Source organism: Nitrosospira sp. Nsp1, assembly GCF_900100985.1.
Taxonomy (GTDB): Bacteria; Pseudomonadota; Gammaproteobacteria; order Burkholderiales; family Nitrosomonadaceae; genus Nitrosospira.
Genome location: NZ_FMUF01000007.1, coordinates 83,570 through 107,268 on the forward strand (window position 1 = coordinate 83,570; position 23,699 = coordinate 107,268).

Sequence of the window (23,699 nt, forward strand, 5' to 3'; positions counted from 1 at the left end):
AAGAGTTACCGTAATCTTTTATCCATTATTTAAGTGGACTGAATGGATTAATTCTAGATTCGGTTAAGCTTTGGAATACAAAAATGGAAATAATATGCGCTTTCTTCAAAAATTAGATACAAATTTGGATAAGAAATCAGCTATTTTTGTACATATTCAGAAAACGGCGGGAACCTCGATAGTTAATCTAGCTAGACAGCATTATCATCAAAAGCACATCATTAGCCATGGCGACTATTTAGAGAAAGCTAATCATTTCACGTCCGACCAAGATTTTCGCATGGATGAGCAAATTATTAGCAATCTCCGCAATGTACGCTTTTTATCTGGGCATTTTGGTCATGATTTTGCCAGGCTGTTTATGCATGGAAGATACTCGTTCACATTCTTGCGCGACCCCATAGAAAGAGTTCTGTCTTTCTATTATTTCTGCAAAAATCGAGACGCGAATGAATTCGAAATGTACAGGCTGTGCCAGCAATTACCACTGAATGAATTCTTGAGGATGGGCTTGGAGCAGTCGGAAGTTAGTTCATTTATCTGGAATAATCAAGTTTGGCAACTTGCCTGTGGTTTTGGAAATCCTGAGAATCGTGGTTTGTCGTCTTTTAAACCAAAGGAGCTACTTGATCTGTCGGTAAAGCATCTTAATGACTATTCTTATATAGGTTTCGCGGAAACGTTTGAAAACGACAGCGATAAGATATTTGAAGATCTTGGGGTTGTTCCCCCTAAAGAAAGGATCACTTCAAATGCTAATCCGGGCCGGCCAACAGCGAAGGATTTACCGAGGTCGACATTGGATTTGCTTGAGCAACTTACCAGCCTTGATCAAATTCTCTACGAGAAGGCTTGGTCTCTACGAGCTTAATAGCTTATAAGCTTATAAAAGTAAGTGACTAGCCATGTCCGCTAATCACCTCAGCAGCAGTGGCTCTCGTCTTTAGAGAATGTCAGGCGCGAAGTTAACGAATGGCGCCAGTGCCATATGAAATGCGCCTTCATCCTGCATTGCAGTGGGCAACGCCAGTTGAATATGCTCGAGTAAGGGAAAATGCCTTTCCCGATAGGCGTATCGATTCAGAAATTTCCATTTAGACCGGTACTGATTCTGGGGTAGGGTCAGGAGCCGGAAATTTCTACTTCTGACCAGTACTAATTCTGGGGCAATCATAACAGTACCCCGCAAACATGCCCTTGGCGCAGTTATCATGGCACATCACTGCTGATCGCACAGCCATTCTCCGCCATCAGCTAATGGGGATAGTGATGCTTTCCCCTTTTGTCTTGTTTCCTCAGGTTCAAAGGAAAAGTCATGACCGTGAAAGCGCAGTAATGAAATCTGGCAACATCGCAATCTCCAACGATATCGCGATCAGCGTCCAGAATCTCTCGAAGTGCTATCAGATTTATGATGCGCCCCGCAATCGCCTTAAGCAGTTTGTTTTTCCTCGCCTCCAGCACCTGCTGAGGCGAGAGACCAAACAATATTTTCGGGAGTTCTGGGCGCTCAAGAATGTTTCATTTGAAGTCAAGAGAGGCGAGACGATCGGCTTGATCGGGCGCAATGGTTCGGGCAAATCGACTCTGCTGCAAATCATCTGCGGCACGCTGGCACCCACGGGTGGCATTGTAGAAGCCAAAGGGCGCATTGCTGCTTTGCTCGAACTGGGCTCCGGGTTCAATCCAGACTTTACCGGGCGTGAAAATATCTATATGAATGGCGCTGTGCTTGGATTAAACAGCGAGGAAATCGACGCTCGCCTCGATGCCATCGTGTCATTTGCCGATATCGGGCAGTTTATTGATCAACCGGTCAAGACATATTCGAGCGGCATGTCGGTACGTCTGGCATTTGCTGTACAGGCGCAGATAGACCCCGATATTCTTATTGTTGATGAAGCGCTCTCGGTTGGAGACGCAAAATTCCAGGCCAAATGTTTCGCGCGCCTGAAACAGCTCAAGGATAATGGCACAAGCATTCTACTGGTCACTCACTCAAGCGAGCAAATCGTAGCCCATTGCTCCTCTGCGATCTTGCTGAATAATGGCATGCAGCTTGAAACAGGCGAACCGAAACGTGTGGTAAATCGTTACATGGATTTGTTGTTTGGTAAGGAGAAACGCGATGTTGGCGCTGAACCCATCGAGTCAGCAGATGAACTCGCTCATGTTACAAAAGCTGAAGCTTTGTATCAGCTAAGCCAGGCGTGTGACGCCTTTGCAACGCGTGGGGGATATAATGTCCACGAATACCGCTGGGGTAATGGCACAGTTTCTATCCTGGATTTTTACCTGGCTGCGGACGAAGAACCCTACCCTTCGGCGATCACCGTCGGGCAGGCTATCACACTTGCGATATCCGTGAAATTTCACTGCGATCTGCTACGTCCCATATTAGGCATCAACATCAAAACGAAGGATGGCGTAACAGTATCCGGCATCAATTCAGAGATGAGTGATAGCGATATTTCCGATTTTCAAGTGCTTTGGAAAAAAGGGGCTGTAATGCATGCCAAATCCCACTTCAAATGTGGGCTTGCTCCAGGGGATTATTTTATTTCGATAGGCATTGCTACGCGAGAAGGCGAGGAGATCATCCCGCATGATCGACGCTATGATTCGATACATTTTGTTGTCAGGCCGCATAATCATTTTCATGGGCTTGCTGACCTCGAGCTTAACCTGTCGCTTTGTAAAATAACAGCATGAAGTGCGGTTTTTGAAACGAAAATAGAATTACGTTCTTCCTGGATTTTTGACGCAAGAATGTGGCACTTAAGCTCATGCACCCCAAACTCTAATCGCACTTTCTTCCCATTGCTCGGCATACAGAACCAATAGCTATGGGCGAAATCCCGCTCCCCGACGGGACTGTATAAAACATTGTTCTCGCACCTTATATAAGAAGTTCGGAAACGTTTTGCGTGCTCTTCAACGTCGTAAAAGCACTCATGTTTGAAGCCGAAAACATTTTTAATTTCCAATTCCAGCGATCATTGATGAAAAGCGAAATTTTAACTTCAATCTATATAGCTGACGCAAAGAAAGGTATTTGGTCAAGACCCGGGTATATGGGTATTGCTTATAGCGATGGGGACGAGGTTGAAGATCGTATTGCCGAAGCTATCGATCAAGCAACTGATATTACGGTTCTTTCTGCGGAGCTACGGCAACATTGCATTGACTGGCCTTCCCTGTATCACCTATCTGGTACTCGCGCCAATATCTTGCGTCCATTTGACGCTTCGCTCAGGGGAGACATTCTAGAAATCGGTTCTGGCTGTGGCGCAATTACACGTTATCTTGGTGAATCCGGCGCGAATGTTCTAGCCCTTGAGGGCAGCCCACGTCGCGCGGCTATCACGCACTCCCGGACACGAGACCTTGAAAACGTTACGGTGCTAGCGGAAAAACTTGACCAGTTTCAAAGTGCCTGTCGATTTGACGTAATTACCCTCATCGGAGTCCTCGAGTACGCGAACCTCTTTATGGCGAGCGAAAATGCAGCATTTGCCATGCTCCAGCACGTTCGGACTCTGCTCAAACCCCAGGGCCGGTTAATTATCGCCATTGAAAACCAGTTAGGGTTGAAATACTTCGCTGGTGCGCCGGAAGATCACCTTGGCCAACCCATGTATGGCATTGAGGGTCGCTACGCCGCGAATCAACCGCAAACTTTTGGTCGAGTAGTGCTGGCTGATTTACTGGAAAAAGCAGGCTTCGTCGTGGCCGAATTCCTGGCTCCGTTTCCGGACTACAAGCTACCCGTCTCGATTTTGACTAGAGAAGGTCTTTCCAGCCAACGCTTTGATGGCGCTGCGTTGGCATGGCAGAGCGTAAGGCGCGACCCCCAGCTCCCGTCGAGCACGAATTTTTCGCTGGAGCTGACCTGGCCCGAAATATTCAAGAACGGATTGGCTTTGGATATGGCTAATTCTTTCTTGATTGTGGCATCAGCATTGCAGCAACAAATCGTTAAATCCGGCACCCTGGGGTATCACTATAGTACTGATAGAGCCCCACAGTATTGTAAAGAAACGGTATTTGAGCAAACTGATGGAAACATGATAACGGTGAACTATCATAACCTGGTCGATCGCGAGCAGGATAATAGGAAAAACCAAATCATCAGCTTTACAGGGGTGGAAAAAGCACCTTATGCAGAAGGCGAACCCCTATGGTTCGAGTTTGTAAAAATAGTCACCTGTGATGGATGGTCCTTTGAAGAAGTTGGCCTCTTCATTCAACGCTATGTAAATTTGCTCGCAGTCATTGCCAATCAGAAGGGATACTCAATTGGCAGATTGCAGTTGGCAGATAAGTTGCCCGGTGATTTTTTTGATATGACGCCTCAGAATATTATCGTCAACCATATCGGGCAACCACACGCAATAGATCCTGAATGGGCCCTTGCAGATGATGTCGAAGTCGGCTTGCTCCTTTTTCGTTCATTGCTCTGGGGAACCGGATCGGTGTGCTTTGGCAGGCATTCCACAGGTAACCTATTCTCGCGGCGAACATTTATCAAATTGGCTCTGGCTGCAGCAGGCTACTCGCTGACTGGTGACGATTTCATGCGCTTTGCCGAGCTCGAGTCCATTATTCAGCAACAAGTGACGGGGCGTTCATCGCGGGAATTCTTAAACAGGTGGTTAGAGCAGCCGTTGCTGACCTCCGTAACCAGACGCGATGAGCAACTCGCCAGCCTTAGCCACGTCATAGCCAAGCGCGACGGGCAAATTGCCAAGCTGCAGCATGAGATTGTCGAGATACATGAGTCCACTTCGTGGCGGCTAACCAGCCCAATTCGTGAGATCAAATCAGCGCTAATGCCTTTAAGCAAAAATTTAACACCTGTAAGATCGGCGAGATTCACCCGCTCCCTCTGGTTCAATAAGCTGTTGCGTCAAACATATAAGGGCCTGCCATTGCCCTGGCATATTAAACAACGGCTCAAGGAAATTTATCTGCGCCGGCCTGGCGCCTGGAAAGTAAATCGCAAAGACGTCTTCCAGCTTGACAAGAGTCGGGATGCATTCCCTTCGGTGGTGGCGAGCGCAAAACAATTTGATCCGACTGACCCCTGGGTATTAGTGATCGATTTACGAATACCCACACCCGATCAGGATTCCGGTTCTGTACGCATGTATGCAATTCTCCGTTTGCTGGTTGAGATGGGGTTTCGTATTACTTTTGTCTCCGATTCCGAGGAACACTTGCCCCATTATAGGGAAGCGCTGGAAAAACAAGGCATCGGCATTCTTTATGGATCTGACGCGGCTCATAAGCACTTGGCGGCTGTGGGGGGCAAGTATCACTTCGTATTGTTATCACGGCCGGAAACAGCTTTTCGGTACTTGCCTCATGTCCGAGCATACGCGCTATATTCCCAAGTTATATATGACACTGTTGACCTTCACTGGGTACGATTCGAGCGGGAGATGCTGATTTCAGGAGATCGTGCCCTGGTTGATACCATCGCAAGCTTTCGGCGCATCGAGCTCTTCAATTGTGCTTGTGCGGATCTGGTGCTCGCGATCACTGATGATGAAAAAGATCACTTACTCGCTGAGCAACCCGACGCTAAAGTTAGCGTGCTGCCCAACATCCATGAGATTTTTTTCCCCAAAACGCCTTTCGCGCAACGCAGGGGCATACTCTTCATTGGCGGCTTCTGGCACAAACCCAATGAAGACGCCGTGATATCTTTCGTCAGGAATATTTTTCCGCGAATCAGGGAAAAGGTTCCCGACGTGGTCTTTTATATCATTGGAAGCAATATGCCCGCCTCGATAGAATCGCTACGCTCGGCCAATGTGGTACCTCTCGGGTTTGTGCCGGATACCGCTTCCTACTTTGAATCTTGCCGTATATTTGTAGCGCCATTGCGTTTTGGCGCAGGGATGAAAGGCAAAGTTGGCCACAGCATATCGCATGGACTGCCCATTGTTGCCACGCAGATCGGAGCAGAGGGCATGGATCTTCGGCATGAAAAGCATCTTTTAATTGCGGATGATCCTGACGATTTCGCCGACCTGGCGGTTCGACTTTATAATGACGAAACGCTGTGGCACCGACTCTCTACCGCAGCACTTACGCACTTGGATACAAATTATTCACTTGCAGCGGCACGGAAGCGGATGATCGAAATCTTTCCCAAAACGAGAAATGCATCGAACCGGGATGAGTGTCGTGATGACAGCGCCATGATCCAGGGCTGCTCAACAAGCGCTACAGCGGCGAGGGCGCCGTATGTGTAGTGGTCCACAGAGGCGGTCGGAACGACGAATATTGGTAATCGGAATATATCTTGCGGATAAAGAGAATCTTGCGTCCCAGATTACCCGGGAACTTGCTTTAAGCAGCAATTGGGACGTAGAGCAACAATGGTTCTCACTGGGCAAGAGTCAGCCAGATTCGAATCTGGCGCCATTCACCGTACAAGTTACGGATACGTTTTCGCCGAAATTTTTACTGTTGAATCAGCTACTCGGGAGAATTGATTTACACGAATTCGAATACGTTATCGTGAGTGACGACGACATCCAGTTGCCGGCTGGTTTTGTGGATCGCTACCTCGCCCTGGTCTCCTGCTATGACCTCGCCTTGGCCCAACCGGCGCGGACGCATGATAGCTATATCGATCATTGGTTCGTTGAACAACTGGATGGTATCGATGCTCGAAGGACGCGTTTCGTTGAAATCGGACCTCTGTTTTCGCTACATCGAAGCGCATTTGATCATTTTTTACCATTTGACGAAGCCAGCCCGATGGGTTGGGGTAATGATTTTGTATGGCCGGTCCTGGCAGAAAAACATGGCCTTAGAATGGGCATAGTCGATGCTGTACCGGTCGCACATAACTTTCGTAAACCTGTAGCGTATTACGACCATGGGGCTAGCGCGAAGCACATGAGCAAGTACCTGGCAGAACGACCGCATCTGTCAAAAAAAGACGCCTTTTTTATATTGGAATCTCATGTCGGATAAGCTGCTGTTCGCCTGCCATGCTTTGGTCAATCAATGCTGAGCGTAGTAATTTGCACGTACAACCGGGCCGCGTTACTGGATAAGGTGCTGGATAGCCTCTGCAAGCAGACGCTGCCTGCGCATGATTTCGAAGTCGTAATAATAAATGATGGATCTGTCGACAGTACTGAGGCGGTAGCGGCTTTTTATGCTGCAAAGCTCCCTCTTCGCTATGTTTATCAACGCAACGCCGGGTTAGCCAGCGCAAAAAATCACGGTCTATTTGCCTGTAAGGGTGATGTGGTGCTTTTTCTGGACGATGATGATATTGCGACGGAAACCTTGCTGGAAGAACATGTTAAGACACACACTGAATTTCCTGCTGAGCACTTTGCGGTACTCGGATATACCGCGCTTAGCCCGGACATCAACGAAGACCCACTCATGCATTTCGTTACGGAGATCGGCTGTTTCTTATTCTCTTATCCATCGCTAAAGCATGGTGATGCTCTGGATTACACTTATTTCTGGGGCGGACGTTCTTCTTGCAAACGCTCCCTATTACTGGAGTTCGGCGTATTCAACCCGGTTTTCCGATTCGGCGCTGAGGATATTGAATTGGGTTACCGGCTTTCCAGGCTGGGATTGCAGGTTATTTACAACAAGAACGCCGTATCCTACACAATAAGGAAAATTGATTTCGATGCTTTCTGTCATCGCCTTGAGCGCCAGGGGGCTTCAAGTTATGTCTGTAGTCAACTCCATCCTGCACCTGAAATTCAACAGTGGGCTGGAACGGCTAACTCGGAGCAAAGCTGGGCGATGATCGGTGGCCACTTTGACGCCATCATTAGATCAGCCCGCCATCTTGACTCAATGGTCAATCTGAAGCTCGCAACCGGCTTGGATTTGGATGAAGAAACACGCAGTCTGCTCTACCGTGCGTACTGGGCAGCATTCAAGGCTTGCAAGATAAAGGGAATCATGGAAAAGAGAAAGTGTTGATGAGCCGACAGAACATCAGTCACCTATCGTCCGGATAAAAAGGCTGCTCCAGTCTGGGCTGCTTGTTATTAGTCATTAGTCTAGACATACATCTAACGATTTTAATGGTTATCAAGGGAACATTCTGGCGCGAATTAATCATATGTCCTGCCAAAACATGACGGTTAGCCGAGGTAAAGTTTTTCACTTGGCACTGATCGATAACAACCGTGACGGGTCGACCATTTTTATCGACCCCTCCTATGAGCGCGATGCTCACCAAGTGCTGGAATTTCGCCATCTGACCTGGCTGGTTATGTTAACTGCCTGTGAGGCCAACTCGGCATTAATAGATAGATATATATTTCAATTTAAGGCATTGATCATCACGCCAGTATTGATGCCTCCGGCTTGCCTCACTCGCATATCTTATGCACTGGCAGGCACGAGAACAGATGAGAGCCATAAAACGATAACTTAATGATGAATTCCAGCGATATCGCCATCCGCATCCAGAACCTTTCCAAGTGCTATCAGATTTACAGTTCGCCCCACGACCGTCTTAAGCAATTTGTTGCGCCACGCATGCAATTTTTATTAGGAAAACCGATCAAGCGATATTTTCGGGAATTCTGGGCGCTCAAGGATATATCTTTTGAAATTAATAAAGGTGAAACGGTAGGTATCGTTGGATGCAACGGCTCAGGCAAGTCAACGCTTTTACAAATCATCTGCGGCACCCTGGCGCCTACTGGCGGAACTGTAGAAACCAGAGGTCGCATTGCTGCGTTACTGGAACTCGGCTCTGGCTTTAATCCGGAATTCACCGGACGCGAAAACGTATACATGAATGCAGCCGTGCTCGGCTTGAGTAAGAAGCAAGTTGATGACCGGTTTGATGACATTGCCGCTTTTGCTGACATAGGGCAGTTTATCGAACAGCCGGTCAAGACTTATTCAAGCGGAATGTATATACGGCTGGCATTTGCAGTTGCCGTCAACCTCGACCCGGAAATTCTGATTGTTGACGAAGCGTTGGCGGTAGGCGATGAGCTTTTTCAGCGTAAATGCTATTCCAAAATTGAAGCCATAAAAAATAAAGGTGCTACTGTCTTATTCGTGTCTCACTCGGGGGCCACGATTGTTGAACTATGTAATCGTGCCGTGCTGATAGATGGTGGGGAGAAACTCGCTATCGGAACGCCAAAACAAATTGTTGGGCTGTATCATAAGATGCTATTTGCGCCGCACGATAAGCGATCGGTCATTCGTGACCACATACGCGGCACGCCAACAATTGATTTGCTATCGATCACATCAAAAAGTGACATGCACTCGGATGTTTCAGACGTTGCGAAGCAAGAAAATGCCGATCTTCAAGAAAACTATGATCCGTACCTGAAGCCTAAAAGTACAATAGAGTATGAATCGCGCGGCGCTTATATTGAGTCGCCTCAAATTCTGACACTTTCCGGTAAACGTGTTAATAATTTGGTTTGCGGTCGAATTTATAGATACGTCTATACGGTGCGTTTTGAATGCAATGCCAGTAATGTCCGTTTTGGAATGCTGATTAAAACAATCTCGGGAGTGGAGTTGGGCGGTGCGATATCTGCCGGAAATTTATCCGATAGCATTCAAATTGTATCGAATGGTTCACGTGTCCAGGTGGAGTTCCAATTCAAGTGCATATTAAACAACGGCATATACTTTCTAAATGCGGGGGTTAGCGCGTTGCATAATGACTCTGAGGTTCATCTGCACAGGTTGCTCGATATCGAGATGTTCAGAGTTCTGCCAAATGATGAAACAATGGCGATAGGGAATGTAGATTTTGAATGCTCACCCAATGTAATATTTATCTAAAAAATTTAGCATCAATTATCGAGCCTAGGGCACGGAAAATAATTGCGGTTTTTGTATTTGGATTCTTCTCAGGACAAAAAATTGAATGATTGTGCTATCGAAGATAACTTACTTGTTTCTTGTCCGGGCATTGGCGGAATGGTGTATTTGGAGGGAAGCAGCGATGCAATAATTATAAATACAAGGCCATCGACTGGAATTTGTTTTGGAAAATCAGAGCTTGTTTGGGCAAACCAAGACAACGGAGGCCGTTATTTGACGGAGGCTAAAAATGGCTTGGCTCGGCAAATTGAGATCTCTCCATGCCCACTGGATATTCACGATGTCTTGTTAAAAGATGACAAGATTTATCTGGCGTCAACGTACGACAACGAAGTTGTATGTCTTAACAGCAATTATCAACGTATAAATGCATGGAATTTACCGGGAGAAAACGACTCCGCACACCTAAACAGCATTGCAATTTATCAAGGCCGGTTGATCGCATCCTTATTTGGACGTTTTAAAAAACATAGAGAGTATAAGAACGGTACATTAGGGCTCGGGGCGATTATTGATGTCCATACCGGTGAAACATTGATTGGCGGTTTATCGCAACCCCATTCATTGACTGTAAAAGGTGATCTTCTATACTTTTGTAGCTCGGAAGAAAAGAAACTCCATGTATATGATGGAAAAAATATAATTAATACTGTTCTGCTGCCTGGATACTCAAGAGGGGTTGCCGTCGGCAAGAATTACATTTATGTCGGTATAAGTTTATCAAGAAATGTTGAGCCCGTAGAACATGAACTTGCGAGCGGCGCGGTATCGGTTATCGATAAAATCTCTTTACAATGTATCGGTTTAAAGTTAATACCTTTTAGAGAAATCTACGACATTAGAATAATTCCCCGTTTTGCCGATCTGTTGAGCCTTGTTGCGGCCAATGCCAGCGAAATTGAAAAATTTAACCAAACCATTGCAGAGCGTGATAAACAGATCTTTCAACTCAACCAGGTCATTTTCGATGGCAATAAGGAAACCACTAAGTGCATTAAAGAGGTCGCCGAGCGCAACAAGCAAATTGTTGAGCTGAATGGGAAAGTAACAGCACTTCTGTCGTCCACCAGTTGGAAAGTAACAAAACCAATACGCGCCGCAAAGAACATCATCAATTCCCTTAGGTTAAATGATGCACCGATAGCCGCCGAACAAAATGCTGATCAGTCTAAGTCAGGGCCTTCCACAATACCACAAAGGCTTGTCCACACAGCGCCCGTGCACGACAGCAATTTATTGAATCAAGAAGTATCGAGAACTAAAGAATCGTTCATTAAAAAATCCGAAATTCAAATTCCGATTGCGGAAAGGACCCCACCCATGCTTATTTGGAAGGATGACTTACACCTGCAAATCAATGAAGTGAACTTCCATCTTGCTTGGGACACCGCTGAATTGCATGGTGGAAGCTCAACAGCAGACGATTTTCTTCTTGGAAAACCTCGGCATATGGTAGAAAAATCAGTTGAAATTGGGCGCCAGCAAAAGATTAGCAAGATTTTCGAAATGGGAATATTCAAAGGCGGCAGCGTGGCTTTGTATGACCAAATTTTCCAGCCAATCAAGATCGCAGCGATCGACTACATGCCCGAGCCCGTGCCTGCGCTGAGTAACTATATAGCCCGCCATAGCAAGCTCGACGTTCTCAAGCCATACTATGGCGTAAGTCAGGCAGATCGCCCAACCATGGAAAGAATATTGTCGTTCGAGTTTCCCGAGAGGGACATTGATCTTATTATTGATGATGCTTCGCATTTATATGAAGAAACCCGCGACGCTTTCAATATCAGCTTCCCATACTTAACCCCAGGCGGTCTTTATATCATTGAGGATTGGGCTTGGGCACACTGGGCCAATGATCCCTGGCAAAGTAAAAATTCTTATTTTTATGGTAAAACCGCCCTGAGCAATCTGCTTATTGAGCTATTCATGTTATCCGCTAGCAGACCGGATTTCATTACCGAAATAGTTGTAAATCATAATTCTGTCACCGTAAAAAAAGGTTATGGGGAATTGCCAACAGATAACTTTAACATTGCCGATCATTATTTATTAAGAGGGAGGCACTTTGGTGCCTGGCTGTAAGCCTATTCTATTTAATGAGAAAAATAGAAAATTGCCATGAAGGAGTTCAACTCGGCGATTATTCAAAAAAAACGGTTACTACCAGGTATTCATGGACTCAGGGGAATAGCGGCGCTAGGAATAGTACTTTTCCACTTGCAACACTTAACCGGAATTAAGCCGCCGGCTTCTTTCCAATTTATTGGGAGAGATTTTGGATACGCTGTCCATCTTTTCTTTATTCTGAGTGTATTTTCATTAATGCACTCTACTGAATACAAGACTACCGACAAAGATTGGATAATAAATTATTTCATTAAGCGATTTTTCAGGATAGCCCCACTATTCTATTTTATAGCCGCCTTCGAAATTGGTCGTCAAGCTTTTTCGGGCGGAATCGTTACAGATTTGACAAGCATTTTTCTTAATTTGACTTTCATTTTTGGATTCGTTTCTTTCTCTGGGTTCGTCTGGGGAGGGTGGTCTATTGGCGTTGAAATGATTTTTTATGCGATATTTCCGGTACTTCTTTTAACTCTTCGAAATCATAAATCTGCTCTGATATTTTTGTTCTTCGCTATCGTTGTTAGTGGCTTAATTCGCTCGGCACTCCACACCCAGCATGTAAACGCCACTTCGCCGACGCAGTGGGACTGGAGTTATTTTGCGTTCGGCCCAAATTTATGTTTCTTTGCCATGGGGATATATGCTTACCGAGTCAGCCATTTGCTAGAAAAAGAGGCTGGTTTTACGAGATTCATTATTCCGCTGATAGCAGTAGCCTCCATCAGTGCGCTGATGTTTTTTGGTATGGGGAAGTATCTTTATAACGACGCAAGATGGGATATCGTGGCTTGGGCGCTAAGTTTAACTGCATTATGTATATGGCAGAGCCTGATGCCGAGTTTTGCAATTGCTAATAAACCATTTGAATACTGTGGCGAGCAAAGTTTTAGCATCTACCTTATTCACCCCATCATTATTACATTCTTGAAAGACTATCTAATACGAAGTTACGAGGCTCTTTACCGCATCTTGGGGCGTACGCATTTTTTGTTTGTGCGGCTTTGATAATTGCTGCAACTCTTATAGTTGCTAGATTTATTTACAAATTCATTGAAGTACCAGGGATTCGTCTTGGCCAGCAATTAATAGCACGGAGGGCACAGTATGAATGTGGAAAAACAACACATTTACGAATATACGGTTGATCTTGCTGGACAAACTGCACCTGTGCATGTGATGCATCTGGTCGGGGTTTCTAAACGAGTACTGGAAATTGGCTGCGGACCCGGTTCGGTCACTAAAATTCTTGCACAACAGGGAAAATGTCGGGTAACGGGTATTGAACTGGACTCCGATGCAATAAAAAGGGCAGCTCCCTATTGTGAGAAGATCATGCAAGCCGATTTGAACTCGGAAGAATGGCCGCATGTGCTTGATAGTTTAGAACCGTTTGATGTTGTGGTGGCAGCCGATGTACTTGAACATTTATATGACCCCTGGACCACCCTGAAACGCATGGCTTCTTACATCGGCTCGAACGGCTATCTCGTAATTTCGCTGCCTCACGTCGGCCATGCAGCCGTGGTGTCATGCCTGATAAATAGCGATTTCGAATACCGGGACTGGGGTTTGCTCGACCGTACGCATATTCGTTTCTTTGGCTTCAAGAACATTGAGGCCTTATTCGCTCAGGCCGCACTTAAAATCGTTGATGTCAGATATGTCATTAAACCGCCGGAAGAAACTGAATTTGCTGCAAGCTGGTCTATGTTGCCGCCAACGGTACAGGATGCAATAAAGACCAGTGCTTATGCCGATGTGTACCAGGTAGTGGTCAAAGCTGTGCCCCTCAGCTATCCCGGTAACGTTGTGTCGCTAATCCCACCTGAACAACAATTCGCGCAAACCGTTATAACAAGCCCAGCATCATGGAGAAAACGAATAGCGCGACACTTGAGTTCCCGGCAAAAACAGCACATCCGAAGCAGCCTCAAGTTATTCGGAATAAACCTATGACGATACGTCATCAGTCATCGGGAGACGATAACGAAATTTCGACATTTCGCGATCAGCCTACTCCCAGATTAATAGCCTTTTATCTTACCCAGTTTCATCCAACACCCGAGAATGACCGCTGGTGGGGCAAAGGATTCACCGAATGGACTAACGTCACAAAAGCCGAACCTCTTTTCGCAGGCCACCACCAACCACATCTTCCAACTGACTTTGGTTTTTATGACTTGCGTGTGCAAGAAACGAGGCATGACCAGATCAAGGTGGCAAAACAGTATGGCATAGACGGGTTTTGCTATCACTACTACTGGTTTTCGGGAAAAAGAATATTGAATTTGCCGTTGGACGACATGCTTTCCGACCCCGAAAGCGATATGCCGTTTTGTCTATGCTGGGCTAACGAAAACTGGACGCGGCGTTGGGATGGGGCTGATCAGGAGATTCTGATAGCCCAGGAATATCTGCCGGATGATGATCTTAATTTCATTAAATCCTTGATACCGTTCTTTCAGGATAAGCGCTATATTCGTGTAGATGGGAAGCCTTATTTTTGCGTATATAGACCCCAAGGCCTTCCGGATGTTAGTAAAAGTATTGTGGTCTGGCGAGATTACTGCCGCTCGATTGGTGTGGGCGAAATACATATAGGCGCCGCGCTGACACACGGGAATGAGGAATACGCCGAGTTTGGATTTGACAGCGGCGTAGAGTTTCCTCCGCACAATCCCCGAACGGCCAATATAAATAACCAGGTAAAATTTTTTAACGCTTTTCGTGGCAATCTCATGCAATATGAAACAATTGCCCGGTCATATCTCAACAGAATTTACAGCGCCCCGCGTGTTTTTAAAACTGTGTTTCCATCATGGGATAATACGGCGCGCATTAAAGAGCGTGCGTTCGTTGTTCTGAATGGCACCCCTGAAAATTATGAATGCTGGCTCGCATCCACTATTGATCTGGTAAAACAATCGAATAGAAATGACGAAGACGAACTCGTGTTCATCAATGCGTGGAATGAATGGGCTGAGGGATGTCATCTTGAGCCTGACCGCTTATATGGTCACGCGTTTCTCCAGGCCACTCAGAATGCTAAGATGGGTTTACGAAGGTTTGCCACGTTCCCGGACACCGATTTATCAGAGATCCGTAACATAGGCGGCAGGAGATTCTGGCAGGACATCTCATGTGTTGTTATCCATCATGCCGAGTTAAAGATTGAGAGCTTAAGACTCGTCGTGAATCAAATACCATGGTTGCGTCGTTACTCGCCCGGGACGGCGACGCGCTCTCCTCGACGCTTAAGACTCGTCGTGAATCAAATACCATGGTTGCGTCTCATATTGCTTCCTATAGTCAGGGCGGTACGGATCTTTCTGGCACCAAGGTAAATTTCCCGGATATGCATGAACGGTCAAGAAAGCGCCGCAGGAGCGGGGAACGATTACTTGGTCACGCTCAACAGTGAGACGGCGCGTTATCTTGGGCGAGGGCAGATAATTTTTAAGGTCTGTTAAAGAGAAAAGTCTGCGCTTTTATCCACCCTGTATCAATTTGGCGCTCTCTTACCCTCGAAAAATAGAAAATGACCTACAAAATTCTTTGCGCTGTAGGTACCCGCCCCGAAGCCATCAAAATGGCCCCGATCATTCAGGCGCTAAAAAAAAATTCCAACATCGAATGCAGAGTTCTGGCAACCGCTCAGCACCGAAATCTTCTGGATCAGGTCTTGCGCATTTTTGATATCAAGCCTGACTTCGACCTTGATATCATGCGTCCTGATCAAGCGCTGACAACACTCACCGCACGCCTGTTGCTCAATCTCGACGATGTGCTTCTAGCCGAAAAGCCTGACGCTGTGCTTGCTCAAGGCGATACAACCACGGTGATGACCGTTGCTCTTGCCTGCTTCTATCACAAGATCCCGTTTGGGCACATTGAAGCGGGCTTGCGTACCGGTAACATGGTGGATCCATTTCCTGAGGAGATGAATCGAGTAGTGACGGGAAGATTGACGAAGTGGCATTTTGCACCTACGGAAAATGCCAGGCAGAACCTGTTAAAAGAAAGTATCGCAGATGAAAACATATTTGTAACTGGCAACACAGTGATCGACGCACTGCTAAGTGTTGCTGAACATGACACTTCCCTTCCCTTCGTGCTAGATCCCACTCGCCGCCTGATTCTGGTGACGGCACACCGCCGGGAAAATTTTGGCGAACCATTCAGGGAAATTTGCCGCGCCATTCTGGCACTGGTGGAGCGCAATGAGGACGTGCAGGTGTTGTACCCGGTGCATCCAAACCCAAATGTATATAATATAGCTTCTGAAGTTTTAGGTAATCATCCAAGGATTACACTTTGCGAACCACTGGACTATTTGTCGTTCGTCGCAGCCATGAAACAGGCCTACCTGATTCTGAGCGATTCAGGGGGAATACAGGAAGAAGCCCCTGCTTTGGGTAAGCCAGTACTGGTGTTGCGCCGCGAGACGGAACGACCCGAAGCTGTCCAGGAGGGCGTGGTGCGGTTGGTGGGCTCGGATTTCGAAGAAATCACGGCTGTAACGCAACATTTGCTGGATGACGGGATGGCATATAAAAAAATGGCTCGCGGCGTCTCGCCTTATGGGGATGGCAAGGCAGCTGGCCGTATCGCAGCGGTGTTGCGTGACTATTTCGCAACATGCGGCTGATTTATCTTTCCCCCGTTCCATGGAGTAGTTTTTCCCAGCGACCGCATGAGCTCGTCAGATATTTTCATTCGCTCGCTGGAAGCGAGGTTTTGTGGATCGATCCATACCCAGGCCGATTCCCAGCCTTGTCCGATGTGCTGGTTCGGCGCCCCAAATGCGACGATACGGCGCGGGGCATTCCAGCCTGGCTGACCGTCGTTAAACCAAAAGCATTACCGATAGAGCCACTGCCGTTTTCAGAAGTGGTTAATTGCCTGCTCTGGGGAGATGTTGAATTGGCCGTTGACCGGTTTGCTGACAGCGTGACCATACTCGGTATCGGCAAGCCCACGGCGCTGGCGTTGCGATTGCTCTCAAAGAGAACCTTCATCTCGTCTTTTTATGATGCGATGGATGATTATCCGGCTTTCTATAAAGGCTGGTCACGTCATGCAATGGCAAAGCGGGAGAGGAAGATGGCAGGTCGGGTATCCAGGGTACTGACATCGTCGTCCGCATTGCGGGATCGACTGGCGTATCTGGCGCGGGATGTCCGCCTCGTTCTGAACGCTTGTGCAGCGGAAAGAATGCCTGAAGTGCCGGCAGTGCAGCCGCTGGATGAGGAGCGGCCATTGGTAATTGGCTACCTCGGCACCATTGGGCACTGGTTCGACTGGGAGCTTGTCGTCACCCTGGCGAACTCGCATCCCGAGACTATATTACGGCTCATCGGCCCCATGTATGTGCGATCGCCAATACCACTACCGGATAATGTGCGTCAGGAGCCAGCGCTTCCCCATCCAGAGGCACTGCGGGCAATGCGTCAGTTCGATGTTGGCTTGATTCCGTTCAAAAAAGACACGCTCACCGCTTCCGTCGATCCGATCAAATTCTACGAATACCGAGCCTTGGGGCTACCTGTGTTGAGCTCAGCTTTTGGAGAAATGGCCTCCAGAGGTGAGGGTCAAGGCGTTTATCTTATCGACCGCGATTCAAATATGACTGATATCGTCAACCAAGCGTTGGCCCATCGCACGAGCCCGGATAATACCGCACGGTTCAGAAAGGAAAATTCATGGGAGAGCCGGTTTAATCAAGCAGGTGTCTTTGTCTTGTGACACGGCCGAGCCGTTCTGGCTTCTCCTCAAGCTCGAGCGAGTAAACTTTGCAGAAGGTTATCGGTTATTCTGGCGCTATGTCTGTCAGTTTCAAAGGTTAAGTGTAACAGTCCAACCAGGATAAGTCGCATTAAGCTTTTCAGGTATCTGGAGGCAGAGCCAATCTTTGGCTTGCTCGAAGATGAATATGAGTTCCATCAATCGAGGCCCAATACCGGCTCGAGCTGTCACGGCAGACGAACACGTCACGCAGGCCTTGGGGGTCGAGTCGGAAGCCCGATTTCCTCATCGAACGCATCTCCTGCAGCGAGGAACAACAGCCGGTTGATTACGAAAAGCTTTATTACCGCGGCAAACTGATCAGGTTTGCTACTCGACTGTCCCGGCGTCCGCGCACGCGGACGTAACCCGGAAGTCGCTCCAATGGAAACATCAACCATTCTTTGGCTATTCGTGGCCGCCTTCGGCGCGAGCGCGCTTGGCGGCGTGCTCGGCATGGCAAGCGGCATCTTCATCGTGCCAATTCTCACGCTGCTGTTTGGCGTCGACATTCACGTGGCAATCGGTGCGAGCATCGTATCGGTCATCGCCTGTTCATGCGGTAGCGCAGCGCCGTTCTTGAAAAGTCGATTAACCAATATCCGGCTTGCTATCGTTCTGGAGACGGCCACCACGCTCGGTGCGCTGACCGGTGTGTTCCTGATCGGCATCGTCTCGACCTCCTTCCTCTATGGCCTGTTCGCCTTCATTTTGGCCGTCTCTGCAAAGCAGATGCTTGCGCGACGCCGTGAAGCGATCGATGCAAGTGCGCCCAATGCCGGAAGCTGGGCCACGGTGCTGCGCCTGCATTCGAGCTTTCCCGACCATGTGCCAGGTCGACACGTGTCTTATCAGGTCGACCGCGTGCCGCTCGGCCTATCCCTGATGTACGGCGCGGGCCTGATCTCGGCGCTGCTCGGCATCGGCTCTGGCGTGCTCAAGATCCCGGCGATGGATACTGCCTTGCGACTACCTATCAAGGTTTCGTCCGCCACATCCAATTTCATGATCGGCGTGACGGCTGCCGCGAGCGCTGGAGCCTACTTCGTGCGGGGAGACATCGACATCGGCATTGCCGGCCCCGTCGCGCTGGGATCGGTAGTCGGGGCACTCGTCGGAGCGCGCCTCCTGATGGAGCTTCCCGCCGACAAGCTGCGCATCTTCTTTGTCATTGTCCTTGCGTTGCTCGCTGTCCAAATGCTCCTGAGCGCCCTGGGCGTGCATATCCCCGGAGGTCCGGCATGAAGCCCATGACTGACAATTACGAGCGCCACGAACAGATCATCGCGGCGTTGCTCTGGTACGGCACGTGGCTTGCCTCGGCCGTCATTGCTGCCGGGATGGCCCTGGGCGCTCTACCGCAACTCGAGGATTCGCTTAGCTTCGGTCTCAGCGGCTACGACATCGTGAAAGCCGGTGTAGCGCTGTTCATTCTTTTGCCGGTTGCGCGTGTGGCGCTGATGCTGGTCATCTTCCTGCGCGAGCGTGACTATGCCTTCACGATGATTTCGGCGCTTGTCCTGGCGATCATTGGCACCGGAATTCTGATCGGTCTTTGAAGGTATCCAGGTAAAGAAAAATCGCGATTAAACAAGGATGCCGGGAAGTTTTACCCTGAGCCCATCGTATTTGTTATGCTTGACAGGGTTCATTTCATAATCAGCCCGATCTACATAGTTGAATGATGCAAGGTTGCGACTATGCGGATTGCATGGTAGGTCGGGCTCCGCCCGACATCGTTTCTTGATTGTCGGGCGGAGCCCGACCTACTTATCAGTTTGAGTCTCTGCAGCAGAGTGCGCTGGCCACGACCCCCGGCTTTATCGCGCACTTGCTGGCCATACCGAGGGATAAAGATGCGGAGAATGAGACGGACGCTGAGCGTGATACTCTAGCGCTGCGTAATGTAGATTTTTCATGATTCTGAGCAGCGGATGGTGGGCTGAATCTGATACCCACTCGACATGACGATCGGTACCCGATCTACATAGTGAATGATCGCAAAGATTACGACTATGCGGATTGCACAAGGTAGGTCGGGCTCCGCCCGACACCGTTTCTTGATCGTCGGGCGGAGCCCGACCTACTTATCAGTACACCTCTGGCAAGTATCTACAATGTTGACACATCCCGGTTTTGTCGCTATTACATTAGCATTGGCTCAACATAGGAGGCTGTCATGCGCGTAATCGTTAAAAAGTGGGGCAATAGTGCATCGGTTCGCATCCCTGCCGGGATCATGGAAGCTGCCTGCTTAAACTTGGAAGATCCGGTGGATATTCGTGAAGAAGATGGTCGCATCGTCATCGAACCGATTCACAAAAACAAATACGACCTTGCTCAGATGCTTGCCGACATAACACCGGAAAATCTGCATGCTGAAGTTGATTTCAGTACACCGGTCTGCAAAAAGCTTTTGTAATGATTCATCGCTATGTCCTGAGGCTGGCGATATTGTTTGGTTGCACTTTACTCCCCAAGCTGGGCATGAGCAGACTGGGCACTGTCCGGCACTCGTGATTAGCCCTTCGTCCTGCAACGGAAAAACCGGCCCTATGTTGTGCTGGCCGATCAAATCAAAAGTCTTGATTGGGTTGCGCGCAAGGCAGGCCACAAAGGCAAAGTCTCACCCGGCGAATTAGCTCAGGTCCTGGAAAAAATTGCTGTCCTCATCAACAAACAATAATTCTCATCAGAGCAGAATTGGAACGGTTGGTACTTTAACCTGGTATTTCATAAATTAACGCACGCCTCCTCCCATCAGGGCGCTGCGGGGCACAACGCATGAAATCGCTATAACCTGCTGCACTCTATTCCAATAGATTTACCAATCTCGATGGATGATGGCGCGTGCCAGCATCTCCCAGAGTTATCCTATCCACCGTTAAGTGATTCAATGTATTCATTTTCCTCGGCTATGGAATTGCCTATGCTTGAGGTTCCGATTTAAAATCAATCAAGAAACTAATGCCCATTATTAAAGATCGCGTAGTTTCACACAATCAAGATAGGAGCGCGGCGAGCCAACGCCGTCGCGGCCAACGGTAACGCTAAGCATTGGAAGGAATGGTGATGGCGGGCTGAATCTGATACCCACTCGGCGTGACGATCGGAGCCCGATCTACATAGTAAATGATGCAAGGGTTACGACTATGCGGATTGCACATGGTAGGTCGGGCTCCGCCCGACATCGTTTCTTGATCGTCGGGCGGAGCCCGACCTACTTATCAGCCGTTTACCGACAGGAGGACACTGGCGCGTTGAGCACTACCCTCGGCATTCTTGAGCATCTTCATGTGCATTTCAAATTGGCGCGAAGCGAGGTCATGCTGACTAGGGCCTCGACCACATTGACGCTGCTACCCTTCAGCGCCCCGCTGCTGAGCGTGACCTCGACATCGGCCTCGGATTCGTCGTCGGCCGAAACAGCCCATCGAGGCCGCGCGCGAGTTGGACCTCGGGAGGATTGGCCAGCTGCACAGGTATGCGCGTGCCTGAACCAGATCATTCAAGTAGGATAGCAATTGTTCAAGCGTTAAAATCCGTCGCAGAAAGTCATCAAACAAAATGAAAAACGATACTTGCTTCATGCTGCAAGATCTCCATCCTCATAGCTTTCCGTCCCAGGCTAGCGCATCCACCGCCAAAAGAGACGGATGTTGCCGCATGACATGGCGAATGATTCGATTGACGCCATCCTCATACGCTGGTAAAAAAATAGGCGAGGGAGCGTGCAGCAATGCAGCAATCCTTGCCGCGCGGGAACGGCGTGTCAGCTTTAATGGACGTTTATGAATTGCTGCAAGCTTCTCTGCCAATGCCGGGACGATGCACCAATAAGTTCAGGCTGGACGAGTCGTTACGACACTAGGTTCCCTTTGCTGGACAAGCATTTGCTTGCCCACAACGATCGCCAGGACAGATAAAAGAACCACATGGTTGTCGAGGTAAATACACGTCCGGATCCATTGCCTGTCTCGGTCATCATCGTTAATTACAATGCGGGGCAAATCCTGGCAGAGTGCATCCAGTCGACATTGCCTCAGGCAAGCGAAGTGCTGGTGGTGGATAATGCCTCTTCAGATTTCAGCCTTGAACTGTGCACGCAACGTTTTCCTGAAGAACCGAAGCTCAGGATCATTCACAACGCTGCGAACCTCGGTTTTGCCGCGGCCTGTAACGTAGGTGCCGCACAGGCTACTGCGCCTTATTTGTTATTCCTGAATCCAGATTGTGTTTTGAGGGGGGACTCATTGCCGAGCCTGGTTCAGGTGCTGGAAGCGAATCCTTCCGCAGGAATGATCGGCGGACTGCTGATCAATCAGGATGGCACCGAGCAGGCTGGAGGCCGCCGTGCCATTCCTACGCCCTGGCGTTCGTTTGTTCGTGCCTTTGGCTTGTACCGCTTTGAACGTTATTGGCCACGCCTTTTTTTGATTTTCATCTGCACAAGCAAGCATTACCGGGGAATCTGCTTGAGGTGGAGGCCATTTCCGGAGCCCTCATGCTGGTGCGCCAGAAGGCGATTGAAGATGTCGGTCCTTGGGATGAAGGTTATTTTCTCCACTGCGAGGATCTGGATTGGTGCATGCGCTTCCGGAAAAAAGGCTGGAGGATTCTTTTCGTACCGGATGCTCCGGTTGTGCACTATAAGGGAACCTGCAGCCGCTCTCGCCCCATATTTGTGGAGTGGCACAAACACAAGGGGATGATGCGGTTCTATCGCAAATTTTTCCGGCATGAGTATCCCGGCGTCGTGATGTGGCTGGTGGCGATGGGCATATGGCTGCGCTTTGGGGCAATCACGGCAATTTATAGCGCTCGACGCGCTGGACGGCTACTGGGTCTGGGACGAGAATAGCATTACGCCGGATTCCCGGTGCAAGCGCCTCAAAAATTTCCCGGTGTTTAACAAGACAATGCCTGACCTTGCATCTCCACATAAAATTATTGTCACGGGTGCGACCAGCATAATTGGGCACTTCTTGCTATCCAGGCTCGTAGCTGCCGGCTATGAGGTTCACGCCATTAGCCGTAATGGCGAAAAAAACGCGGCCACAACCGGCAAGCAGTTGATTTGGCATGAGTCGGATATCAGTCGTCCGGAGCAGTTTCCACCTATTGACGCGCGAGCACTCATTCATCTGGCGCCGCTCTGGTTATTGCCACCGCTGTTGCCGGTTTTGACCCTGCGCCAGACCAAGCGGATGATCGGTTTTGGTTCAACCAGTGTGTTCAGCAAGGTCGACTCTGCTGATGTGGGGGAACGGCATGTTGCTGGTCGCCTGGCTGAAGCGGAAGAGGCAATCGGGCGACTTTGCGGCGCTTCGGAAACAGACTGGACGGTATTTCGTCCAACGCTGGTCTATGATTGCGCTCGGGATAAGAATATTACGCGTATTGCAGGTTTTATTCGGCGTTATGGTTTTTTTCCATTGCTGGGAAAGGCGGCGGGGCTACGCCAACCTGTCCATGCCGATGATCTTGCGGAGGCATGCCTCATGGCGCTTGAGCAGCCTGCCACGTTTAACAGGGCATATAACGTGAGTGGTGGCGAGACGTTAAGTTATCGACAAATGGTCGAGAAGATATTCAGCTCACTTGGAAAACCCGCCCGTTTTTTTACCGTGCCGCCATGGATGTTCCGCAGTGCGATAAATGTCATGACGCTGGTTTCCGATAAGCAGAGTACAACGCTGGAAATGGCAACACGGATGAATGTTGACCTGTGCTTTAACCACACAGAGGCAACACTGGATTTTGGTTTCTCGCCAAGACCTTTTACGCCTCATTGGAATGATGTGTGAAAATGAGGGGTGCATGCTTTCCGTATAGACAGCGTTCGCCCATCTGTCAAACGGCGATGATGTCAAGCATGGCTAATAAAAACCGAAGTGGGGGCACTACTGCTCAGAAATAAT

General features: G+C 48.7%; 18 protein-coding genes and 1 pseudogene. All 19 read left to right on the plus strand.

The window, feature by feature from the left end:
* The first annotated feature begins 94 nt into the window (after positions 1 to 94).
* The 19 genes and pseudogenes from BLP78_RS06330 to BLP78_RS06435 all read left to right on the plus strand — a co-directional run bounded on the left by BLP78_RS06330 (position 95) and on the right by BLP78_RS06435 (position 23,585).
* A complete protein-coding gene (locus BLP78_RS06330) occupies positions 95 to 871 on the plus strand; it encodes a sulfotransferase family 2 domain-containing protein (protein ID WP_090457664.1) in 777 nt (258 codons plus the stop codon).
* 464 nt (positions 872 to 1,335) lie between these two features.
* On the plus strand, positions 1,336 to 2,712 hold the full coding sequence (locus BLP78_RS06340; RefSeq protein ID WP_090457668.1) for an ABC transporter ATP-binding protein: 1,377 nt from the start codon (positions 1,336 to 1,338) through the stop codon (positions 2,710 to 2,712).
* Between the two features lie 362 nt (positions 2,713 to 3,074).
* On the plus strand, positions 3,075 to 6,263 hold the full coding sequence (locus BLP78_RS06345) for a glycosyltransferase (protein ID WP_176752798.1): 3,189 nt from the start codon (positions 3,075 to 3,077) through the stop codon (positions 6,261 to 6,263).
* Between the two features lie 31 nt (positions 6,264 to 6,294).
* On the plus strand, positions 6,295 to 6,993 hold the full coding sequence (locus BLP78_RS06350; RefSeq protein ID WP_090457672.1) for a hypothetical protein: 699 nt from the start codon (positions 6,295 to 6,297) through the stop codon (positions 6,991 to 6,993).
* Between the two features lie 33 nt (positions 6,994 to 7,026).
* Entirely contained in the window at positions 7,027 to 7,977 is a 951-nt protein-coding gene (locus BLP78_RS06355) for a glycosyltransferase family 2 protein (RefSeq protein WP_090457674.1), read from the plus strand.
* A 459-nt stretch (positions 7,978 to 8,436) separates the two neighbouring features.
* Positions 8,437 to 9,822, plus strand: coding sequence for an ABC transporter ATP-binding protein (locus BLP78_RS06365; RefSeq protein WP_218118930.1), 1,386 nt, complete (start codon positions 8,437 to 8,439; stop codon positions 9,820 to 9,822).
* A gap of 81 nt (positions 9,823 to 9,903) precedes the next feature.
* On the plus strand, positions 9,904 to 11,949 hold the full coding sequence (locus BLP78_RS06370; RefSeq protein WP_143002901.1) for a DUF4915 domain-containing protein: 2,046 nt from the start codon (positions 9,904 to 9,906) through the stop codon (positions 11,947 to 11,949).
* A 36-nt stretch (positions 11,950 to 11,985) separates the two neighbouring features.
* Positions 11,986 to 12,999: an acyltransferase family protein gene (locus BLP78_RS06375; protein ID WP_090457680.1), complete on the plus strand. Its 1,014-nt coding sequence runs from the start codon at positions 11,986 to 11,988 to the stop codon at positions 12,997 to 12,999.
* A gap of 99 nt (positions 13,000 to 13,098) precedes the next feature.
* Entirely contained in the window at positions 13,099 to 13,950 is an 852-nt protein-coding gene (locus BLP78_RS06380; protein ID WP_090457682.1) for a class I SAM-dependent methyltransferase, read from the plus strand.
* Positions 13,947 to 15,338 (plus strand): glycosyltransferase WbsX family protein, encoded by a 1,392-nt coding sequence (locus BLP78_RS06385; protein WP_176752799.1) that lies wholly within the window; start codon positions 13,947 to 13,949, stop codon positions 15,336 to 15,338. The genes BLP78_RS06380 and BLP78_RS06385 overlap by 4 nt, the downstream gene beginning before the upstream one ends.
* 194 nt (positions 15,339 to 15,532) lie before the next feature.
* Positions 15,533 to 16,642 carry a non-hydrolyzing UDP-N-acetylglucosamine 2-epimerase gene (wecB, locus tag BLP78_RS06390; protein WP_090457686.1) on the plus strand — a complete coding sequence of 370 codons (1,110 nt, stop codon included), beginning with the start codon at positions 15,533 to 15,535 and terminating at the stop codon, positions 16,640 to 16,642.
* Between the two features lie 89 nt (positions 16,643 to 16,731).
* On the plus strand, positions 16,732 to 17,739 hold the full coding sequence (locus BLP78_RS06395; protein ID WP_218118931.1) for a glycosyltransferase family protein: 1,008 nt from the start codon (positions 16,732 to 16,734) through the stop codon (positions 17,737 to 17,739).
* Between the two features lie 423 nt (positions 17,740 to 18,162).
* Positions 18,163 to 19,023 (plus strand): sulfite exporter TauE/SafE family protein, encoded by an 861-nt coding sequence (locus BLP78_RS06405; protein ID WP_090457691.1) that lies wholly within the window; start codon positions 18,163 to 18,165, stop codon positions 19,021 to 19,023.
* On the plus strand, positions 19,020 to 19,337 hold the full coding sequence (locus BLP78_RS06410) for a DUF1634 domain-containing protein (RefSeq protein WP_090457693.1): 318 nt from the start codon (positions 19,020 to 19,022) through the stop codon (positions 19,335 to 19,337). Before BLP78_RS06405 ends, BLP78_RS06410 begins: the two co-directional genes overlap by 4 nt.
* A 620-nt stretch (positions 19,338 to 19,957) precedes the next feature.
* Positions 19,958 to 20,200 carry an AbrB/MazE/SpoVT family DNA-binding domain-containing protein gene (locus tag BLP78_RS06415; RefSeq protein WP_090457695.1) on the plus strand — a complete coding sequence of 81 codons (243 nt, stop codon included), beginning with the start codon at positions 19,958 to 19,960 and terminating at the stop codon, positions 20,198 to 20,200.
* Positions 20,154 to 20,420, plus strand: a complete 267-nt coding sequence (locus tag BLP78_RS16225; protein WP_371128862.1) for a type II toxin-antitoxin system PemK/MazF family toxin — start codon at positions 20,154 to 20,156, stop codon at positions 20,418 to 20,420. The genes BLP78_RS06415 and BLP78_RS16225 overlap by 47 nt, the downstream gene beginning before the upstream one ends.
* A gap of 1,293 nt (positions 20,421 to 21,713) precedes the next feature.
* Positions 21,714 to 22,106: pseudogene (locus tag BLP78_RS15940) on the plus strand (glycosyltransferase); the annotation flags it as partial.
* A gap of 89 nt (positions 22,107 to 22,195) precedes the next feature.
* Positions 22,196 to 22,639 carry a glycosyltransferase family 2 protein gene (locus BLP78_RS15945; RefSeq protein WP_256330126.1) on the plus strand — a complete coding sequence of 148 codons (444 nt, stop codon included), beginning with the start codon at positions 22,196 to 22,198 and terminating at the stop codon, positions 22,637 to 22,639.
* A 58-nt stretch (positions 22,640 to 22,697) separates the two neighbouring features.
* On the plus strand, positions 22,698 to 23,585 hold the full coding sequence (locus BLP78_RS06435) for an SDR family oxidoreductase (RefSeq protein ID WP_090457697.1): 888 nt from the start codon (positions 22,698 to 22,700) through the stop codon (positions 23,583 to 23,585).
* The last annotated feature ends 114 nt before the right edge of the window (positions 23,586 to 23,699 follow it).